At 55.2% G+C, this 17,750-nt stretch carries 18 protein-coding genes, 2 tRNA genes and 1 pseudogene; 9 read left to right on the forward strand and 12 right to left on the reverse strand.

Annotation, left to right across the window (positions count from 1 at the left end; translation table 11 throughout):
- Window positions 1-27: 27 nt before the first annotated feature.
- Window positions 28-1,983, reverse strand: coding sequence for a hypothetical protein (locus K5R89_RS19755; RefSeq protein ID WP_217259288.1), 1,956 nt, complete (start codon window positions 1,981-1,983; stop codon window positions 28-30).
- Between the two features lie 368 nt (window positions 1,984-2,351).
- Between K5R89_RS19755 and K5R89_RS19760 the strand changes: the two genes are divergently transcribed.
- From K5R89_RS19760 to K5R89_RS19775, 4 genes are all read left to right on the forward strand, one after another.
- The gene (locus K5R89_RS19760) at window positions 2,352-2,813 is read left to right on the forward strand and encodes a hypothetical protein (RefSeq protein WP_072413416.1); all 462 of its coding nucleotides are present in this window, start codon (window positions 2,352-2,354) and stop codon (window positions 2,811-2,813) included.
- Window positions 2,810-3,031, forward strand: coding sequence for a helix-turn-helix transcriptional regulator (locus K5R89_RS19765; RefSeq protein ID WP_047738806.1), 222 nt, complete (start codon window positions 2,810-2,812; stop codon window positions 3,029-3,031). Before K5R89_RS19760 ends, K5R89_RS19765 begins: the two co-directional genes overlap by 4 nt.
- 497 nt (window positions 3,032-3,528) lie before the next feature.
- The gene (locus K5R89_RS19770; protein WP_072413417.1) at window positions 3,529-3,882 is read left to right on the forward strand and encodes a type II toxin-antitoxin system RelE/ParE family toxin; all 354 of its coding nucleotides are present in this window, start codon (window positions 3,529-3,531) and stop codon (window positions 3,880-3,882) included.
- Between the two features lie 4 nt (window positions 3,883-3,886).
- Complete coding sequence (locus K5R89_RS19775) at window positions 3,887-4,189, forward strand: helix-turn-helix domain-containing protein (protein WP_072413418.1); 303 nt, start codon at window positions 3,887-3,889, stop codon at window positions 4,187-4,189.
- 435 nt (window positions 4,190-4,624) lie between these two features.
- Here K5R89_RS19775 and K5R89_RS19780 read toward each other — a convergent pair.
- The 4 genes and pseudogenes from K5R89_RS19780 to K5R89_RS27870 all read right to left on the reverse strand — a co-directional run.
- Window positions 4,625-5,556: pseudogene (locus K5R89_RS19780) on the reverse strand (tyrosine-type recombinase/integrase); the annotation flags it as partial.
- A 161-nt stretch (window positions 5,557-5,717) separates the two neighbouring features.
- A tRNA-Asn gene (locus tag K5R89_RS19785) sits at window positions 5,718-5,793 on the reverse strand.
- Between the two features lie 126 nt (window positions 5,794-5,919).
- Complete coding sequence (locus K5R89_RS19790) at window positions 5,920-7,356, reverse strand: EmmdR/YeeO family multidrug/toxin efflux MATE transporter (RefSeq protein ID WP_032456343.1); 1,437 nt, start codon at window positions 7,354-7,356, stop codon at window positions 5,920-5,922.
- Window positions 7,357-7,364: 8 nt separating this feature from the next.
- Window positions 7,365-7,544: a DUF5951 family protein gene (locus K5R89_RS27870; RefSeq protein WP_219340444.1), complete on the reverse strand. Its 180-nt coding sequence runs from the start codon at window positions 7,542-7,544 to the stop codon at window positions 7,365-7,367.
- 5 nt (window positions 7,545-7,549) lie between these two features.
- Here K5R89_RS27870 and K5R89_RS19800 point away from each other — a divergent pair.
- Window positions 7,550-7,625: transfer RNA gene (locus K5R89_RS19800), tRNA-Asn, on the forward strand.
- Window positions 7,626-7,878: 253 nt separating this feature from the next.
- On the forward strand, window positions 7,879-8,982 hold the full coding sequence (locus K5R89_RS19805) for an AarF/UbiB family protein (RefSeq protein WP_217259289.1): 1,104 nt from the start codon (window positions 7,879-7,881) through the stop codon (window positions 8,980-8,982).
- On the opposite strand, the gene K5R89_RS19810 is transcribed toward K5R89_RS19805, so the two are convergent.
- The 3 genes from K5R89_RS19810 to K5R89_RS19820 form a co-directional block, all read right to left on the reverse strand.
- Window positions 8,979-9,950, reverse strand: a complete 972-nt coding sequence (locus K5R89_RS19810; protein ID WP_023290317.1) for a sensor domain-containing diguanylate cyclase — start codon at window positions 9,948-9,950, stop codon at window positions 8,979-8,981. The two genes, K5R89_RS19805 and K5R89_RS19810, sit on opposite strands and share 4 nt — an antisense overlap.
- Before the next feature lie 204 nt (window positions 9,951-10,154).
- The gene (locus K5R89_RS19815) at window positions 10,155-10,991 is read right to left on the reverse strand and encodes an alpha/beta fold hydrolase (RefSeq protein ID WP_044524034.1); all 837 of its coding nucleotides are present in this window, start codon (window positions 10,989-10,991) and stop codon (window positions 10,155-10,157) included.
- A gap of 192 nt (window positions 10,992-11,183) precedes the next feature.
- Window positions 11,184-11,759, reverse strand: a complete 576-nt coding sequence (locus tag K5R89_RS19820) for a hypothetical protein (protein WP_217259290.1) — start codon at window positions 11,757-11,759, stop codon at window positions 11,184-11,186.
- Between the two features lie 131 nt (window positions 11,760-11,890).
- Between K5R89_RS19820 and K5R89_RS19825 the strand changes: the two genes are divergently transcribed.
- Window positions 11,891-12,805 (forward strand): LysR substrate-binding domain-containing protein, encoded by a 915-nt coding sequence (locus tag K5R89_RS19825; protein ID WP_072422159.1) that lies wholly within the window; start codon window positions 11,891-11,893, stop codon window positions 12,803-12,805.
- A 5-nt stretch (window positions 12,806-12,810) separates the two neighbouring features.
- On the opposite strand, the gene K5R89_RS19830 is transcribed toward K5R89_RS19825, so the two are convergent.
- Both K5R89_RS19830 and K5R89_RS19835 read right to left on the reverse strand, forming a co-directional pair.
- A complete protein-coding gene (locus tag K5R89_RS19830; protein WP_072422158.1) occupies window positions 12,811-13,146 on the reverse strand; it encodes a DUF1869 domain-containing protein in 336 nt (111 codons plus the stop codon).
- A 4-nt stretch (window positions 13,147-13,150) separates the two neighbouring features.
- Entirely contained in the window at window positions 13,151-13,483 is a 333-nt protein-coding gene (locus tag K5R89_RS19835) for a DUF1971 domain-containing protein (protein ID WP_002911866.1), read from the reverse strand.
- On the opposite strand from K5R89_RS19835, the gene K5R89_RS27800 reads away from it, so the two are divergent.
- Window positions 13,482-13,736, forward strand: a complete 255-nt coding sequence (locus K5R89_RS27800) for a hypothetical protein (RefSeq protein WP_044524041.1) — start codon at window positions 13,482-13,484, stop codon at window positions 13,734-13,736. The two genes, K5R89_RS19835 and K5R89_RS27800, sit on opposite strands and share 2 nt — an antisense overlap.
- Here the strand turns inward: K5R89_RS27800 and K5R89_RS19840 are convergent.
- Both K5R89_RS19840 and K5R89_RS19845 read right to left on the reverse strand, forming a co-directional pair.
- On the reverse strand, window positions 13,707-15,617 hold the full coding sequence (locus tag K5R89_RS19840) for a bifunctional diguanylate cyclase/phosphodiesterase (RefSeq protein WP_032428929.1): 1,911 nt from the start codon (window positions 15,615-15,617) through the stop codon (window positions 13,707-13,709). The two genes, K5R89_RS27800 and K5R89_RS19840, sit on opposite strands and share 30 nt — an antisense overlap.
- Before the next feature lie 10 nt (window positions 15,618-15,627).
- A complete protein-coding gene (locus K5R89_RS19845) occupies window positions 15,628-16,125 on the reverse strand; it encodes a molybdopterin-dependent oxidoreductase (protein ID WP_032428930.1) in 498 nt (165 codons plus the stop codon).
- Between the two features lie 305 nt (window positions 16,126-16,430).
- Between K5R89_RS19845 and shiA the strand changes: the two genes are divergently transcribed.
- Complete coding sequence (gene shiA, locus K5R89_RS19850; protein ID WP_023290324.1) at window positions 16,431-17,750, forward strand: shikimate transporter; 1,320 nt, start codon at window positions 16,431-16,433, stop codon at window positions 17,748-17,750.

Here is a 17,750-nt window from a genome sequence, read left to right on the forward strand (position 1 = left end):
TTAAACGTACTATTTGTTAGAGGGCATTCATAATCTCTTCTGACAGCGCCGCAAAAAACGCCCCTCCGACATCTTATCCACAAAGGGGCGCAACAGCGTCGCAGCCTTTATCGCTTCAACTTCGTTAATATGGCAGTCGCCGTCACCAAATAGCGCCATCATGCCGCGAAACAGATAGTCATACAGTGACGAATTCTTTTCATAAACCGAACTTTCCCTCCGATACCTTTGCAATGCCGTTACCACAGACTCTCGCTCCTCCTGCGAAGCACCGACGCTACTGCGGATATAGCCCCAGTAATTGACGGTTGTTTTGTTTAACAAAAAGAGAAAGGCATCGCAAAGTTGCTCAAACTCACTTGCCTTAAAGTACACCCGACGAGTGTAGAGATGATAAAAATCCTGGAGTTCGGTCAGCAACGCCAGCAGACTCTGCTTGCTGTCTACCTGTTCAACAGAGATATTAATTTCGGGCTGGTAGTGCGAATAAATATCATCGGATGTATAGGGAATATGGCGTGGTGCGCGAAATGGCAGTCGTTGCCAACCCCTGCGTTCTGGAAAGTAATTAGCACAGTACCAGCTATCTGCCGCAGGGATTAATTTCTCCATCAGCCAGCGATATGTTGTCAGTGCATCCCAGTAATTACGAGGCCCGATGGTGTCCTCTTCCATACTATCAATATCGTAGCGACTGGGAGGTTGCCAGATTAGTGCCACGCGATGATTATTGAGGCGATTAAAATGAGGATCGCGGCTGGCTAATAGCGTGACGTGATGCCCTTCGTTCATTACTTCATCTTTATGACGGGTAAAGACCATAATGCGCTCACGTACAGGATTAAATATCGACCACTCGCCTTTGGTATCCAGATAGTCATGATGTTGACAAAAGGTGCTGATGCGACCCCATAGCCAGTAAGGAATGGTAATGAGATGAATATTATCACCGAGTGGTGTACTGTTCGAGAAATCAACGGTGCGACAAATCCGGTCAATTTCTTCCATGCGCTGTTTATAGCACCTCCAGAATTTATCAAAAGCATCACAGAGGGAGCGTGTTTCATTTAGGGTTAGTTCAAGGCGGCAGTTACCGATATCGCAATAATAATTTTCGCCATGAGGTTCTTTTAAAACCCACGGTCTGACTCCCGCCTCCGGTGGACTACCGACCCCTTCGAAGGCCGAATTTAGCAGGTCATTCTGACTCATCGTCAGCAAAACATGGCTATAGCGGCCATTACGAAAATCAATAAAACAGGATAGTTGATTTCCTTTCAGATGAGGTAAAAACGCCTGAATAAACACATGATCGTTCTGAAGTGTATAGGTATCACCAGTAATGTGTTCATATGGATGTGTGTAATTTCGCCAGGCAGAAGATTCGTTATAGTCCCACACGCCATAGTTTTTGATATTTAACAGTGCTCGCTCGCCATAAAAAAGAGATACCCAGCTCTCGTGACAAAATCGATACAACAGATCTGGACAATACAGATTTTTCAGCCAGTCGTGGATCAATTCCGTATCAAGCAGACGATGTACTATATTCAGTTCCTTAAAGATAGCTTCTTGTTTTTTGTATTCCGCTATTAATTTTGCTGACGCTTTCTCACTGAGGAAAATGTAAAACTCATTGATATTCACCTGCCATTTTTCCCGATGTTCATTAAAACGCTTGACAGTGGGAATATAATGACTTTTTGTAAATTTTTTACACCGTTTTACTTCGTATAACGAATAAACGTCCTGATTGCCGTGCTGGCGATGCGTAAAAATATCTGCCCCAAACTGTGATTGGCCGGAAATACCAATCGTCATGGCATCAACTATCTCGCCGTTTTCGATTTTCAGCCGTTTTTTGATGAGCTCACAACAAAATAGCTCAAACGTTTTCTGTTCCATAATCTCCAGTGGTAAATAAGCATCTGCTTTCCCTACTGGTGGCCCCAGTTTTACAATCTGCTTTTCTGTGGTATCCAACGGGTTCCCTCCGCAAAATTGATAAAGATAAAATTTTAGCGACTAATTCTTATATTTATAACAATTTTCGATCTGTATTCCACTCCTTCTTCTCGCCGTTTTTGATCGAAAGCGGTATCGTCTACCCGCACCTGCAAATTCAGGTGCCGGGATTGGAACCCTGAGGAATGTTACAGGCGACATACGACGCGCCCCGCGTCTTTTTTTATGTCGTGCGCTCGGCTATACCTCAATGGTGGGCTGGGCGGGGGCACCGTAAGGTGCGCCGGTTGCCTGTAACGCCGGTAGTTCCAACCCCGTTCAGTCCACCACCATGAGATTGGAACCTCTGGTGGTGGGTTTTAAACCCGTTACAGGAGGCTGCAGCTATGGCTGCTCCCCCAATCCAAACACATCCATTACTTGCTGTTCCCTTTAATGCCGCCACGGATTTCACTGTACTGGCCGATCACTGCGAAAACTTCGCCGAAACTCTGATTGAAAGCAACGATCCCACACTGAAAATGGCGCTCTGCGGCAGACTCAACGCCTGTCTGACGCTGTTGCAGCCCACGCTGTTAGAACCCGTTCCTCCCCATCTTATTGAAAGCCTGACCGTTGACACCCTCCCTGCAAATTCCCCCCGTTTCGAGCCTGAATGCACAGAGCTTTGTCGCTACTGTCTCTCCCTGACGCAGATGCTGGCAGGGCAAGGCTTTTACTCTGAAATGGAGAAACACCTTAGCTGCCTGCTGTATGAACTGATCAACTATTTCGCTGCGGAAATGAAAGCCCCGCGCTGGCTGCGCACCGCCGAAGGCGTGACCTTTATCGACGAGGTGGCCGCATGATGCGACAGGACTGGCATTCTGCCGACATTATCGCGGCGCTGAAAAAGCGGGGAATGTCGCTGGCGGCGGTTTCCCGTAATGCCGGGCTGGCGTCCTCCACGCTGGCTAATGCGCTTACCCGCCACTGGCCCAAAGGCGAAAGATTGATTGCTGAAGCGTTAGATGTTGCGCCTGAGGACATCTGGCCATCGCGCTACCGTAAATCAGAATATCGATAAGGTAAACAGATCCTCCCGATCTTCTGCCTGCCCTTGCGGGTGGGAGTTCGAGAGAACGCCAGTGACGCGCGGCAACTCAGCATCTAATCAAATCAACGGGAAATGTTTTTCAGGCAAAAACAGTTTCCTCTTTCTGCGCCAGTTACATTCGTATAATTTCCCCCATGCAACGAATGGCCCTCCGGGCTGCCCTTACGCTTCCATGACCTGCAAGAAGCGGCCTGATTTCAGGCTGGTCGTCCCGTTACCGACAATACCTTTGTAAATGTCGGACTGCGTTGCAGTTAAGGTCACTCTTCACACTGCGTTAATACCTGAACTGGTTTTTCAGTACAGGTCGTAAAACGGTGAATGTCTTGCATGTTATTCACTGAAATACCCGAATGCGTCTTCATCTTTGAAGTAATGACGCATGAATCCCTCATCCCATCACTTCATAATCCGCTTTATAGCTTTACATCTATATAGTATTTAACCTATATTTATTAGGGGGTCCCATGTGGACAATTAAAACAACGGATACGTTTGATCGCTGGTTTGCCTCGCTCAGCGATACCGACAGGGTCAGCATGCTTGCAGCACTGCTGGTCCTGCGGGAAAAGGGACCAGGTTTGTCCAGACCTTATGCCGATACGGTCAGAGGTTCCCGCTACAGCAACATGAAAGAGCTACGTATTCAGAGTCGGGGCGATCCGATACGGGCGTTTTTCGCTTTTGACCCGACCCGTACCGGCATTGTGCTTTGTGCCGGAAATAAGGTCGGCAATGAAAAACGTTTTTACGATGAGATGCTCCCTGTTGCTGACAGGGAATTCACGAACTGGCTGAACACATTAAAAGAGAAGGAGTAACGCGGTGGGCAGAACGCTGGAACAGCTTATTGCGGATGAAAAATCTGAAGTCGTGGCCGAAGCTCAGGCGATGGCAACGGACATACTGCTCAACATTCACCTTGCCGAACTGCGTGAGAAAGTACAGAAAACGCAGGTGGAGATGGCACAGGCGCTGGGCATCAGGCAACCTACCGTTGCAGGAATGGAAAAACCAGGGCGCGATCTGAAGCTTTCCACTCTCAAACGCTACGTTGAAGCGACTGGCGGCAAGCTACGTCTTGATGTTGAACTGCCGGATGGTTCTCACTACGGATTTGTACTGTAAACACTGACGCACCCTGAACCGGAGCGTCAATTCCTTTATGACGGGCAGTGGTCTGCATTGCCGAAGGCTTTGCTGCCGCGTGACCGTAAAACTGCACCAGACGAAAAATTTTCAGATGCTGCACCAGTACCAGTGCGTCACTTTAACCGCAAAGTCGCGAGAAAGTGACGCACGCAGTCCTTTCGACTTGCACCAGATAACTCAACTGCGCCAGCTCATGGCTGGATTCTGACACTGCCTTTTCAGGCCATTTAACCCATAAGGAGAACATGAACCGATACCGAGGAGGATCTGGACGATCCGGGGGATAACCCGCGCAAGCGGGCGGTTGCTCAGAGAGCACAACCGAAGCCCCACCACACCTCAACGGCTGCCGCCCCAGCGCTCGGGTATCGTTCGCAGCCCCAACAAAAAACAAGGGCTATTGGCCTGTGCGCCGGGGAACACCAGTTCCAGATGGCCGGAAATCTCTTGTATCTGCTTCAGAATAGCAATTGCCTGTCGGGAAAGCGGCACAATGTGCGGAGTACGCATTTTTGCGCCACGGCCAGAGAAACGAACTTTCTCAATCGTTTCCCGTGTGGCGGGAATGGTCCAAATTTTGTGTCTGAAATCAATCTCGCTCCAGCGGGCGAAGCGCAGCTCACAGGAGCGAATAAACAGATGGAGTGTCAGCACCACCGCCAGCCTTGTAAGCTGCCGTCCCTGCTGATAATCACCAATGCGCTCAAACAATTCGGGTAACCGCTCCAGCGGCAGGGCGGGATAGTGATTTTAAACCGGCGGCGCGGTGACGCCTTCCAGATGCAGCGCCGGATTGTTTTCAGTCAGCCCCTGCTGAACGGCGTAACGCATGATGTTGCAGAGTTGCTGCCGGGTTCGGGACGCGACTTCAAGAAAGCCTTTGTCCTCGATAACTTTCAGCAACGCCGTGAAATGCTGTGTTTTTAACAACGTGACGGGCAGATGACCAATCGCCGGAAAGATATGATTTTCATGCTGGCAAGGATGCGCTCTGCATAGTCAGCCGACCACTTTTTGTTGGTTTTGTGCCATGCCACCGCAACGGCCTCAAAGCATTTTTCCGGTGAAGCGGCGGCTTTTTCGGCAACACGTTGTTGCGCTGGGTTAATATTCTGCGCCAGTAGTTTACGGATACCGTCGCGCTGTTGACGGGGGTCAGAAAGCGAGACCTGCGGATAGGCACCTAATGCTATACGGGATTCTTTTCGGTTGAAGCGATATTTGAGATACCAGAGGCGTGAACCGCCCGGATTGACAAGCAGATACAGACCTTGAGAGTCGGTCAGTTTAAAGGGTTTATCAGAAGGCTTGATAGTGCGGATTTTCGCGTCGGAAAGGGACATATGGTGGTCATTCCATTATCGAACTGAAATGACCCCAAATCAGACCACCAATTTCGCCGGATGCGGAGGGAAAATCAGATATGCATCGGGAAAGATTTTCACGCTAACTCATTGAAACCTAATTGAATAGGAATTTATAAGCACGCCTGAAAACAGGAATTTGGCTCCTCTGACTGGACTCGAACCAGTGACATACGGATTAACAGTCCGCCGTTCTACCGACTGAACTACAGAGGAATCGTGTGAACGGGGCGCATATTAACGATGACGCCGGACGCTGTAAAGCCTGTTTTTAATAAAATGAATCGTTTGCCGAATTATTCCTCACTTTGCGCAAAAAATGGCGTTTATCCGGCAAACGGATCAGGTTTCCGGCGTTGAGGCCTTCACCCGCGGGTACTTCCACAGCCAGCGGCCGCTCACCATGCGGAAGTAAAACAGCGCGCCGCGCACTGCCCAGTCGAGCACCATCCCTAACCAAACGCCGATCACGCCCATCCCCAGCACGATACCCAGCGTATAGCCCGCCACCACCCGGCAGCCCCACATGCCGAGCATCGACACCCACATGGTATAACGTACGTCACGGGCGCCTTTGAAGGCGCAGGGTAAAGTCCACGACAGCGACCAGATCGGCATAAACAGGGCGTTGAGCCACAGCAGCTGCTTCACCACCTCTTTTACGTCTTCTTCATGGGTATAGAACGAGGCGATAAAGCCCGCGAACGGGGCGCTGCCCCAGGCAATCAGCGTCAGAATAATGGTCGACAGCCAGAACACATGCCAGGCCTGGAATTCCGCCTGGCCAATCTGCCCTTTCCCCAGCCGCTTGCCGGTAATGATCGTCGAGGCGGAGCCGAGGGCGTTGCCCGGCAGGTTAATCAGCGAGGCCACCGAAAAAGCAATGAAATTGCCGGCGATAACGTTGGTGCCCATCCCGGCGACAAACATCTGGGTCAGCAGCTTACCGCCATTGAACAGAACCGATTCGATACTGGCCGGGATGCCGATCCCCATCACCTCCCAGATAATGGCGAAGTTAAAGGGTTTGAAGTAGCCCTTCAGCGACAGCCGCAGCGCGGGATTGAGGCCCACCATCAGCACCCAGATAGTGGCGATGGCGCCAATATAGCGGGCAATGGTCAGCCCGAGACCGGCGCCGACAAAGCCCAGCCCCGGCCAGGAGAAGAGGCCATAGATGAGCACGCTGCTGATTAGGATATTGAGGATGTTCATCCCGCCGTTGATCAACAGCGGGATTTTGGTGGTCCCGGCGCCGCGCAGCGCCCCGCTGCCGATCAGCGCAATCGCCGCCGCCGGATAGCTCAGCACCGTCAGCTCGAGATAGGTCAGCGCCAGGTCCTTCACCTGCGGGGTGGCATCGCCGGCGACAAAATTAATAATCTCCTGACCAAAAGCGTGGATCACTCCCGCCAGCACAATAGAAAACAGGGTCATAATGGCCAGCGACTGGCGCGCGGCCGCTCTCGCCCGCCGCCGATCTCGCTTGCCGAGGCTAAAAGCCACCACCACCGTGGTACCCAGATCGATAGCGGCAAAAAACGACATGATCACCATGTTAAAGCTATCGGCCAGGCCCACCCCGGCCATGGCCTCTTTGCCCAGCCAGCTGACAAGGAAGGTGCTCAACACCCCCATCAACAGCACACAGGCATTTTCCAGCAGAATGGGCACAGCGAGAGGGCTGATTTCGCGCCAGTACAGCACACGATAACGCTGACGTTTTTTAAACCAGGATGTCCGTTCGACGGCCTGGCGTACGGCGGAGGTGACGTTCAAGAGAGACCTTAGTGAGAGATGTTGAAACAACATTTCAAATGATGATCGAGAAATGGATATCCTGCAAAGTATTTTTCCGTAATCATTGTCGGAAATGACAACAAATTGTTGATGGAAGCGGCAGTTGCACCTGAACGGGCGAATTGATGTTTGACAAAAGATTTTTCGCCGCTAAGATACGACTCCACACGATTCCTCTGTAGTTCAGTCGGTAGAACGGCGGACTGTTAATCCGTATGTCACTGGTTCGAGTCCAGTCAGAGGAGCCAAATTTAAAAAGCCTGCTTTCGAGCAGGCTTTTTGCTTTCTTGCGTCTCTGGCGTTAACTCTGAATCGCACCCAGCCTGGCAAACACCTCATTGACAACGACGTCAGGGCCGCCGCCCTACGCCCCAGGTATCCTCCATGAACGCGCCACCGCTCAGCCTGAAAAAGCGCCCGGCGGTAGGATGATTTTGCTGACGCTTGCGGGTGAGATAGCGTGGATAAATCACTCTGTCCCATTTCTGATAAGGAGGCGCCATGAACCTCAGACAACAGCAGCAGCAGGCGTTCGATCGCAGCGGAGAACCTCTTATCGTCGGCGACGTCAATCACTGTCCACTGCCGCCGGAGACCCTCGCCGCGCTGGCTGCGGATTCACCCTATGTGGTGCAGGTATACGGTTCGGGGCTGACCGGCGAGGTTTACCGGCTGCGCATCGCCGGCAAGGAGTACAATTTAAAGAAACGACGCGCCGTCGCCGGCGTTGCCAACCTTAACGGCCAGCTGTCGTTTTTAAACGAGGTACAGCGCCGGCAGGCGTTGCAACGGCTGAAGGATGACCCAAATACCGCGCCGCGCTTCACCCACATCGTCCCGACGCTGTATGCCGATTATCGCCTCGGCATCCTCCTCTCCCCCTGGATCGATGGCGAGCCGATTCACCAGCTGACCCCGCCGCTGATCGCTCAGCTGTTCACCACGCTGGAAGCCTGTGAGGAGCAGGGGCTGATGGAGTGGGATCTCTGTAGCGGGAACCTGCTGGTGGACCGGGAGGAGCAGCTGTGGCTGTTCGATTTTGGCTATATGTATCCCTTCGACCCGCTGAGAGAATTCAACAGCAACGGTCTGGCCGATCCCCTGTTTCACTTTGTCGAGCGCTTTGAGACCCGCTTCTTTTTTAGCTGGCTGATGACCCGGGTGCCCGATGCCGAACAGCAGCTGGCGCAATATCGCGAGATGAAGCGGCTGGCGGTCGAAAGCTACCGGCGCAAGCTGGTCTGGCTTCGCGCCAGGCGGGCATCTCCGCAGGTGCAGGCTCATTTTCAGCAGATAACGGCGCGCTGGGAAACGGCGCTGGCGGACCCTGCCGCGCTGAGCCGGTTATTTGCCCTGGAGGCCTTCCGCTCACACGTGCTGGATATTGAAGACGACCTGCATGGCCAGTCCTGCACCTTGCTCACCCTGCAACGTATCGACTGGGTGATAGGCCAGCTGGAACAGCATTATGACTTTATCGCCGATCAGGGCGGCCTGTTTTATGACAACGCCGGGAAATCGCAGCAGGCGCTGCTCGGTGACTATTCGCAGAAGCGGCAGCAGGCGCAGGAGTACCTGCTGAATGCCGCCGCCGCAAAGGATTAACGGCGCTCGCGCCCCTGTTTCTGCTTCGCCTGATACATCAGGCGGTCGGCAGTGGCCACCAGCGCGTTGAGACTGGGGTGGCTGGCGGGATCGTACTCCACGCAGCCCCAGGAGAACGCCAGCTGCCAGGGGTGAGCCGCCTGCTGGTTGAAACGCGCCACGTTGTGGCTGAGCGTCTCCATCGCCGCCGCGGCATCGTGGCGGCTGGTATTGGCGAACAGAATAATAAACTCATCGCCCCCCTGCCTGGCGAGGATATCGGATTCACGGAAGGCGGCTTTCATCAAATCGGCGATGGCGATCAGCGCGCGATCGCCCTCTTCATGCCCCCAGGTATCGTTGATGTGCTTAAAGCGATCGAGGTCGACAAACGCCAGGCTGACCGGCTCATGACGGCGCTGGGCCGTCAGCAGGGCATACTCGGCCAGGGTGAGGAATCCCCGGCGGTTAAACAGTCCCGTCAGCTCATCAGAGGTTGCCGCATCCAGCACCTTGAACTCATCCTCCACGATCGCCGCCAGATCGCTTAAGATCTGCATTTCATGCGCGGAAAACGAACGCGGCTGATGGTCCATCAGGCAAAAAGACCCCACCGTCGCGCCATCCGGCAGCTGCACCGGGTACCCGGCGTAAAAGCGGATAAACGGCGCCTGGATCACCAGCGGGTTGTCATGAAAACGCTCGTCCTGCTGCATGTCGTTAACGATAAGGGGGTCAGTTTGCAAAATGGTATGGGCGCAAAATGAAATGTCTCTCGGCACCGTGTCCACATCCAGACCGGCACAGGATTTGATATGCAGCAGATCTTCCCCTACCAGGCTGATGGACGCCACCGGCAGGTTATACAGCGAACGGGCAAGCCTGGTCAGGCGATCAAAGCGTTCTTCTTTTCCGCTATTCAACAGCCCGGAAGAGCGAAGCGATTGCAGGCGACGCTGCTCGTCGGGATGAAGTCCGGCTAATTTCATTGTCTCTCTCTTGTCTCTTGCGCAGAATTCCACCGGGTTTCCCGCGGGAAACCCGGCGTTTTATCCTGCCAGGGGGAAAATAGTCGTCAGGTATCCCATTAGTTAAGCAGATTTCCCCTGCTCGTCAACCGGCGCGCCCCGGCGACGGGCGACCGGGGCGCTGGCGGAAGGCCATTGCGGCATTCCGCCCGGCGAAAGGGAAGATCAGGCGCGGATAAACGCCAGCAGATCGGCGTTGATGGTATCGGCGTGGGAAGTGTGCATCCCGTGCGGGAAGCCAGGGTAAACGATCAGCTGGCTGTTGGGCAGCAGCTGGTCCTGCAGGATAGCGGCATTTTTATAGGGAACCACCTGATCGTCATCGCCCTGCATGACCAGCACCGGCAGCGTAATCGACTTAAGATCTTCGGTCTGGTCCGTTTCTGAAAACGCCTTAATACCTTCATAATGGGCTTTGGCGCTGCCGATCATCCCCTGTCGCCACCAGTTCTGGATCGTCCCCTGCGACACCTCCGCTCCTTCACGATTAAAGCCATAGAACGGGCCAGAGGCGACGTCGAGATAGAACTGGGCGCGGTTAGCCGCCAGCGCTTTGCGGAAACCGTCAAACACCTCGATCGGCGTGCCGCCAGGATTCTGTTCGGTTTTGACCATCAGCGGCGGAACGGCGCTGATGAGCACCGCCTTCGCCACCCGCCCCTGCGGCTGGCCGTAGCGGGCCACGTAGCGGGCGACCTGGCCGCCGCCGGTGGAGTGCCCGACGTGGACCGCATTGTGCAGATCCAGATGCTCCACTACCGCCGAGACGTCTGCCGCATAATGGTCCATATCATGCCCCTCGCTGACCTGATCGGAGCGGCCATGGCCCCGGCGGTCGATGGCGATGACCCGAAAGCCTTCGGCAAGGAAAAACAACATCTGGTTATCCCAGTCGTCGGCGCTTAACGGCCAGCCGTGATGAAAAACAATCGGCTGAGCTTCCTTCGGACCCCAGTCTTTGAAGTAAATATTGACGCCGTCTTGGGTGGTGACAAATGCCATGTTACAGACTCCTCTTTCAGGATAACCAGCCTGCAGGCCCGTGCCTGGACTGAATGCCGACGGCGGCCGGCGGAGATGCCAGCCGCGCAGGAATGTGATGCCAGTAACAGTGTAGAAGAAATTTATCACCCCGCCGGACGACTTATCCCGTTTCGCTTGATCGGCTCGCCTGAACCCGGCAAGCGGCAGCTACTACGCCGCACTCTCCTGCTGGCGTATGCGCACAATCAGCGCGCCGAGCAGCGCCCAGTCCAGCAGCACGGCGAAGGCAAAGTTCACGCCGCCGCGTCCTGCCCCGGCGGTGTGCCAGGTCAGCAGCGTCGCCGCGATAGCGACAGCCACGCTCAGCGCCGTGGCGCCGCTGACGCGGCGACCCGACAGTGCCGCCCGTCCCGCGGCAACGCGCCAGGCGACAGCCGCCCCCGCGCTGCCGAACATCACGCCGGGGAGCAGCGACGGCCAGGCCTGGCCGCCATACCAGGCCACCAGCGCCAGCAGCCAGCCGGCCGCCGACACCAGGAAGGCCCAGCGCGTCGCCGTCAGGGGCGCCCGATAGAGCCAGGGCTGCGCGCGCGCGAATCCCCATCCAGCGCCGAAGGCCGCGATCAGGAGCGCCAGCAGACCCAGCGTGCCGCTCCCCCCGATAATGGGGGCCATGATGAACAGCAAGGCCCCGGCGGCGAAGACTACGCTGAGGGCGATGGCGCGACCGCGCGGGTCGATGGTTCCCGCCGCGTCCGCGGCGGCATGGTGGTGTAAAACGTGCATATTCAGCTCCTGACACATTAAACGGCATGAAAAAAACTCATGTCATCGTCTTTACATGCCCGTAGCCTATCGCCACTATACAGGGACACACAAACGCATAGTTTTCAGCCATAGATGAGAAAAACTCAGCCATGAGACCCCCCCGCCTGCCACCGCTGGGCGCCCTGCGCGCCTTTCACGCCGTCGCCCGCCAGCGTAGTTTTAAACTGGCCGCCGGGGCGCTCGGCGTCAGCGCGACGGCGGTCAGCCATCAGATCAAACTGCTGGAATCGGTCCTGGAGTGCCGGGTCTGTGAACGCAGCGCGCAGGGCGTCAGCCTGACCGCCGATGGCGAGATCCTCTACGCCGCCACCCAGCGCGCCTTCAGCGCCCTGGAGCAGGCTGTCGTCCAGATAGCCCAGGCCCGCCAGCCGCCATCCTTAACCGTCACCACCACCTCCAATTTTCTCACCCACTGGCTGGTGCCACGGCTGGCGGACTTCACCGCCCGCTTTCCGGCTATCGACCTGCGTCTGCACACCAGCGTCGAAAGGGTGGATCTGCATCTGGGCACGGTGGACGCCGCGATTCGCTATCGCGAAACGCCCGAGCCGGATCTGTGCTGTACCCTGCTGCATAAGGATCGCTTTATCGTGGTCGCCAGCCCGACGCTGGCCCTCAGCCGGCCTGACGATCTGGCGCAGGTGACGCTGTTTCACGTCGCCAACCGGCACGTACCGGCCGATTCGCCGAGCTGGGAGAACTGGCGTCGCCGCTATGGACCGCCGACGCTGAATATTGACGCGGGGTTAACCTTTAGCGATGAAACCCATGCCCTGCAGGCGGCGGTGGCCGGCCAGGGGGCGGTGATCGCCAGCGAACTGCTGGCGCGGGATCTGCTGCAGCGCGGAGTATTATCCGCGCCATTCAGCGGCGCATTGCCGGGCGCCAGCTACTATCTGGTCACCACCGAAGCGGCAGCGCAGCGGGCGGATATTATCGCGATGCGGGAGTGGCTGGTGGGTCAGATGGCCCTGGTCGACAGCGGCCAGCCGGCAGCGGGATAGCGGCCTTACCAGCCGCAAACGTTGGTCTCTTCGTCGGACTCATAGCCGCGGACGATATTGATCAGCTCCTTCACCGCATCGGCCGCGGTAAGCGGGTCGCGCAGCGCCGCCAGCGAGGAAAAGCTTTTATCGACCGAGACGCCGTTATTGTTATTGGTGACCGTCAGCACAAACTCCCCCTCTAAATTGTCGTCCGGCAGATCGCTCATTAGCCCATTAACGGCCTCTACCGCCTGCTGCGGAATATACAAGACCATCGGTTTGAGGAATATTTTTTCTTGTTTCCGCTGAAGCCGGCCATTCTCTACCGCTAAGGTATAACCTTTATTTTCACTGTTCATAATTTTATCCCTCGATGAGAATTTTCGGATCAACATAGAAGTCGACATTAAATACCGTGTCCTCTGAGAGGGCCTCAATGCAGTGCCATTTTTCCGGCGGAAAAACGCCAAACTGGCCGGCTTCAATGGTCAGCGTTTCAACCGGTTCGGGGCTGGTTTCATCGGCATAGCCGAGATAGCGGATCGCCCCCTGCATCACCGACAGCCGGGGATAGACCCCCTGGCGGGTGCCAGCGTCCAGATGGCGGCGCCAGATAGAGGCCGGAGCGGTCTCCTTAGTCCACAGCGGCGTGCTGCGGGTATGAACGTAATGGGTGGGAATAATAATTCGCTGCATGATTGCGCCTCACTTTACCGTCGCAAAGGATACGGTCAGAAATAGCCTATATGATGCATATCATATACCTCTTTCAAAGGTGAAGGATATTATTTTCCTGGCGAATTTTATCTCTACTCCTTTTTATACCCCTCTGGGATTAGCGCTAAGAGAAAATAAAAAAGGCGTTTCCAGCTTGCTGAAATCGCCCGGAATAATATCTTTAAGGGCCTTCATATTTCATTTAGCGCAGCGGACTCGGTTTGCCGATTAAATAGCCCTGCACCAGGTCGCAGCCCAGCGCCTGCAGCGAGGCCAACTGCTCTTCGGTCTCCACGCCTTCAGCCACAATGCGCATATGCAGGCTCTTTCCCATGCTGATAATCAGGCGCACGATATCCAGATCGTCTTTTTGCTCCGGAATATTGATAACAAACGAGCGGTCGATTTTGATTTTATCGAACGGGAAGTAGCTTAAACGCGACAACGAAGAATAGCCGGTTCCAAAGTCATCGATGGAGATTTGAATGCCCTGCTCGCGCAGCTGGCTGAGAATTTCCAGCGAACGGGTGTTCTCATTGAACACATCCGACTCGGTGATCTCCAGATCCAGCCGTCGTGGATCGAGTCCAGTCTGCTGCAATACGCTGATAATGGTGTCGGTCAGCGAGGTGTTCATCAGCTGAATCGGTGAAACGTTGACCGAGACCTTGAGCGGCGTCGCCCAGCTGGCCGCTTCGGCACAGGCGGTTTTCAGCACCCACTCGCCGAGGGCATTGATAAGGCCGATTTTCTCTGCCACCGGGATAAACACCGTCGGCGGCACGGCGCCGCGCACCGGATGGAACCAGCGAACCAGCGCTTCATAACCGTAGATTTCGCGCGTAACGGTATCGGCGATCGGCTGGTAGTAGACTTTGAATTCGTCATGGGCCAGGGCCTGCAGCAGATCGTCTTCAAACGATTTATTCTCCTGCAGACGCTGCAGCATTCCGGGCCGGAAGATTTGCACATGGCCGCTGCCCTCTTTTTTCGCCTCATACAGGGCGAGGTCGGCGCACTTGTACAGATAATCGGTCCGGCTTTCGCCATCAGAGATCACGATCCCGATGCAGGCGTCGATATTAATCTGCGCATCGTAGATCTGATAGGGCTGGCTGATCTTCTCCCGGATAACATTGGCCCGCTCGAGCGCCATCTCTTCGGTCAGATCGTAAGAGAGCATCGCGAACTCATCGCCGCCGAGACGATACAGCGTCTCAGAGGTTTTACGGAAAAAAGAGAGGCGGCTGGCCAGATCCTGCAGCAGCTTATCGCCAGCGTCATGCCCGAGGGTATCGTTTACATCCTTAAAGCTGTCGAGGTCGAAAAGCATCACCACGGCGCAGCCATTATAGGGGCGCACCTGATTGACGATCTCCTGCAGACGCTGCCAGAAAGAGAGACGGTTTGGCATACCGGTCAGCGAATCATGGTAGGCATCGTACTGCAGTCGACGGTTCTGCACCTGTAGCTTCTCTTTCGAGGCCTGCAGATCGTTGGCCAGGGTTTTCATACGAACGTGGGCGCGCCGCAGGTTATTATTCTGCCGCAGCATCAGCAGGCCGAGGGAAATACACATGGCGATCAGCAGAATGGAGATCACCGAGTAGATATAATAGAGATGCTGAATTTTATCATGGGTGATATTAACGATATTAATATCTTGCGTCAGCGTGGCGGCCGCCATTGAGGTCAGGGGACCATCCAGTTCGCTTAACACCGGCAGGATCGCTTTAACCTGCGCCGGTGTCATGGTATCAACTTGTTTATCAAGCAAATGGAGATTGCGGATCAGCGTGGCGACCACCGCCTTCCGCTGTTCGCTTTTATTAATAAAGCGACCCAGATCGCCCTCCTGCAGGAGTTCGATCTGGCTCATCATGATCTCGAGGCGCAGGCGCACCTCATCGTGGTCCGCCCCTTCGGCCCCAATCGCCATTCCCGCCAGACGAGACTCCAGTCGCATATATTCCGATACCATCTGCGACATTGACCACGAGTCCGTATAGCGGGTAAATTTTTGCAACTCACTTTGTCGCTCATGCACCAGATAAGTAATATATCCAGTCACAATAAACAACGACAAAATAATAGCCGTGAGTATTCGATTCAAGATCCGACCCTTACTCTATTATAATCTTAGAAACTTGCCAGGCCGATCGGGAATAATAGATCTGGTTCTGTAATTCAGCGCTGCTGTCGTAAGGGTAGACGATAAATAACGGGCCTTTATCCCGAACGCGCATATATTGGCCGTTCATTTTTAACGCCATAATGACCGGGAATTTATAAAAATCGTCCATCGGGATAATGGTGGTGTAGTCGTTGAGCGCCAGCACGCGGACGGATTGACCTTTAGCGCCGACTAAATCCATGAGTTTATTAAGGGGAATGCCGTCAAAACGGACCTTGCCGGTGTACCAGGGGGTGGTGGTTTCCACCGTCTTCATGCCCAGCTTTTCCAGCATCGCGAGATCAAAAACCGCCTTGTCACCGACGTTCGTATTTCCGATTTTGCCGGAAATGGTCAGTACAGGTTTTCCTGTCGGCGCAGGCAGTTTTTCAGCATAAGCAGAAGGCAACATGACAGAACAAAATAAAACTGCAAGAAGTAGACGCATTTAACTCACCATTCCAGAGAAGGAGACATGTTAAGTGTAAACCATTTACGTCAATTCTTAAAAGGTGCTCCTCTTTGTTATCCGTTGATTTAATTAAAAGTATAAGCTTGCTGGCAAATTGCCAGAATGTTGAGTAAAGGGTGTGATTTCGCCCGCCTTTCCGGTCGCTTATTTTTGCACCAGCTCGCCGCTTAGCAGGCAAACTACTTTCCTCCACGGCCGCTGCGCGGTAGTCTCAGTGCAGACGCTACGCGAAAAGCGTCTCATTCCAATAACAACGAATTACGTGACTGACAGGACAGGGTATGGATTCAACAATAAGCGTGCAGCCCGGCGAGGCGCCGGATTCGCTGCATCGGGCCCGGCGGGCGGCATGGGGCAGCTTTGCCGGCGCCGTGGTCGACTGGTACGATTTTCTTCTCTATGGCATTACCGCCGCGCTGGTGTTCAACCGCGAATTTTTCCCGCAAATCAGCCCGGCGATGGGCACCCTTGCCGCGTTTGCCACCTTCGGCGTCGGGTTTCTTTTTCGCCCGCTGGGCGGGATTATCTTTGGCCACTTCGGCGACCGTCTCGGGCGCAAGCGGATGCTGATGATGACCGTCTGGATGATGGGTATCGCCACCGCCTGCATCGGCCTGCTCCCCTCATTCAGCCAGATCGGCTGGTGGGCGCCGGTGCTGCTGGTGTTCCTGCGGGCGGTTCAGGGCTTTGCCGTCGGCGGCGAATGGGGCGGCGCGGCGCTGCTCTCGGTGGAGAACGCGCCGAAGGGAAAAAAAGCCTTTTACAGCAGCGGGGTGCAGGTAGGCTACGGCGTCGGCCTGCTGCTCTCCACCGGGCTGGTATCGCTGATCAGCAGCCTGACCACCGATGAGCAGTTCCTCAGCTGGGGCTGGCGCTTACCCTTCCTGTTCAGCGTGGCGCTGGTTCTGATTGCGCTGTGGATCCGTAACGGTATGGCCGAATCGCAGGAGTTTGAAGCCCAGCAGAGCCAGGCCAACGCGCCGCAGGTGAAAAAGCGGCTGCCGGTGGTGGAAGCCCTGCTTCGCCATCCCGGGGCGTTTTTACTGATTATTGCCCTGCGGTTGTGCGAACTGCTGACCATGTACATCGTCACCGCCTTCGCCCTCAACTACTCGACGCAAAACCTCGGCCTGCCGCGCGAGCTGTTCCTCAACATCGGCCTGCTGGTGGGCGGCCTCAGCTGTCTGACTATCCCCTGCTTCGCCTGGCTGGCAGACCGCTTTGGCCGCCGGCGGATCTATATTACCGGGGCGCTGATCGGCACGCTGAGCGGTTTTCCGTTCTTTATGGCGCTGGAGAGTCAGTCCGTTTTCTGGATCCTGTTCTTCGCCCTGATGCTGGCCAATATCGCCCATGATATGGTGGTCTGCGTCCAGCAGCCGATGTTTACCGAGCTGTTCGGCGCCAGCTATCGCTATAGCGGCGCCGGCGTCGGCTACCAGGTGGCGAGCGTGGTCGGCGGCGGCTTTACGCCCTTTATCGCCGCGGCGCTGGTCACCTTCTCCGGGGGCTCCTGGCACAGCGTGGCCCTCTATCTGACCGCGGGATGCCTGCTGTCAGCGCTCACCGCGCTGCTGATGAAAAAGCATACCGTCGACTGA

The sequence above is a fragment of the Klebsiella sp. TF21-TM genome (assembly GCF_019753495.1).
GTDB classification, from domain to species: Bacteria; Pseudomonadota; Gammaproteobacteria; order Enterobacterales; family Enterobacteriaceae; genus Klebsiella; species Klebsiella quasipneumoniae.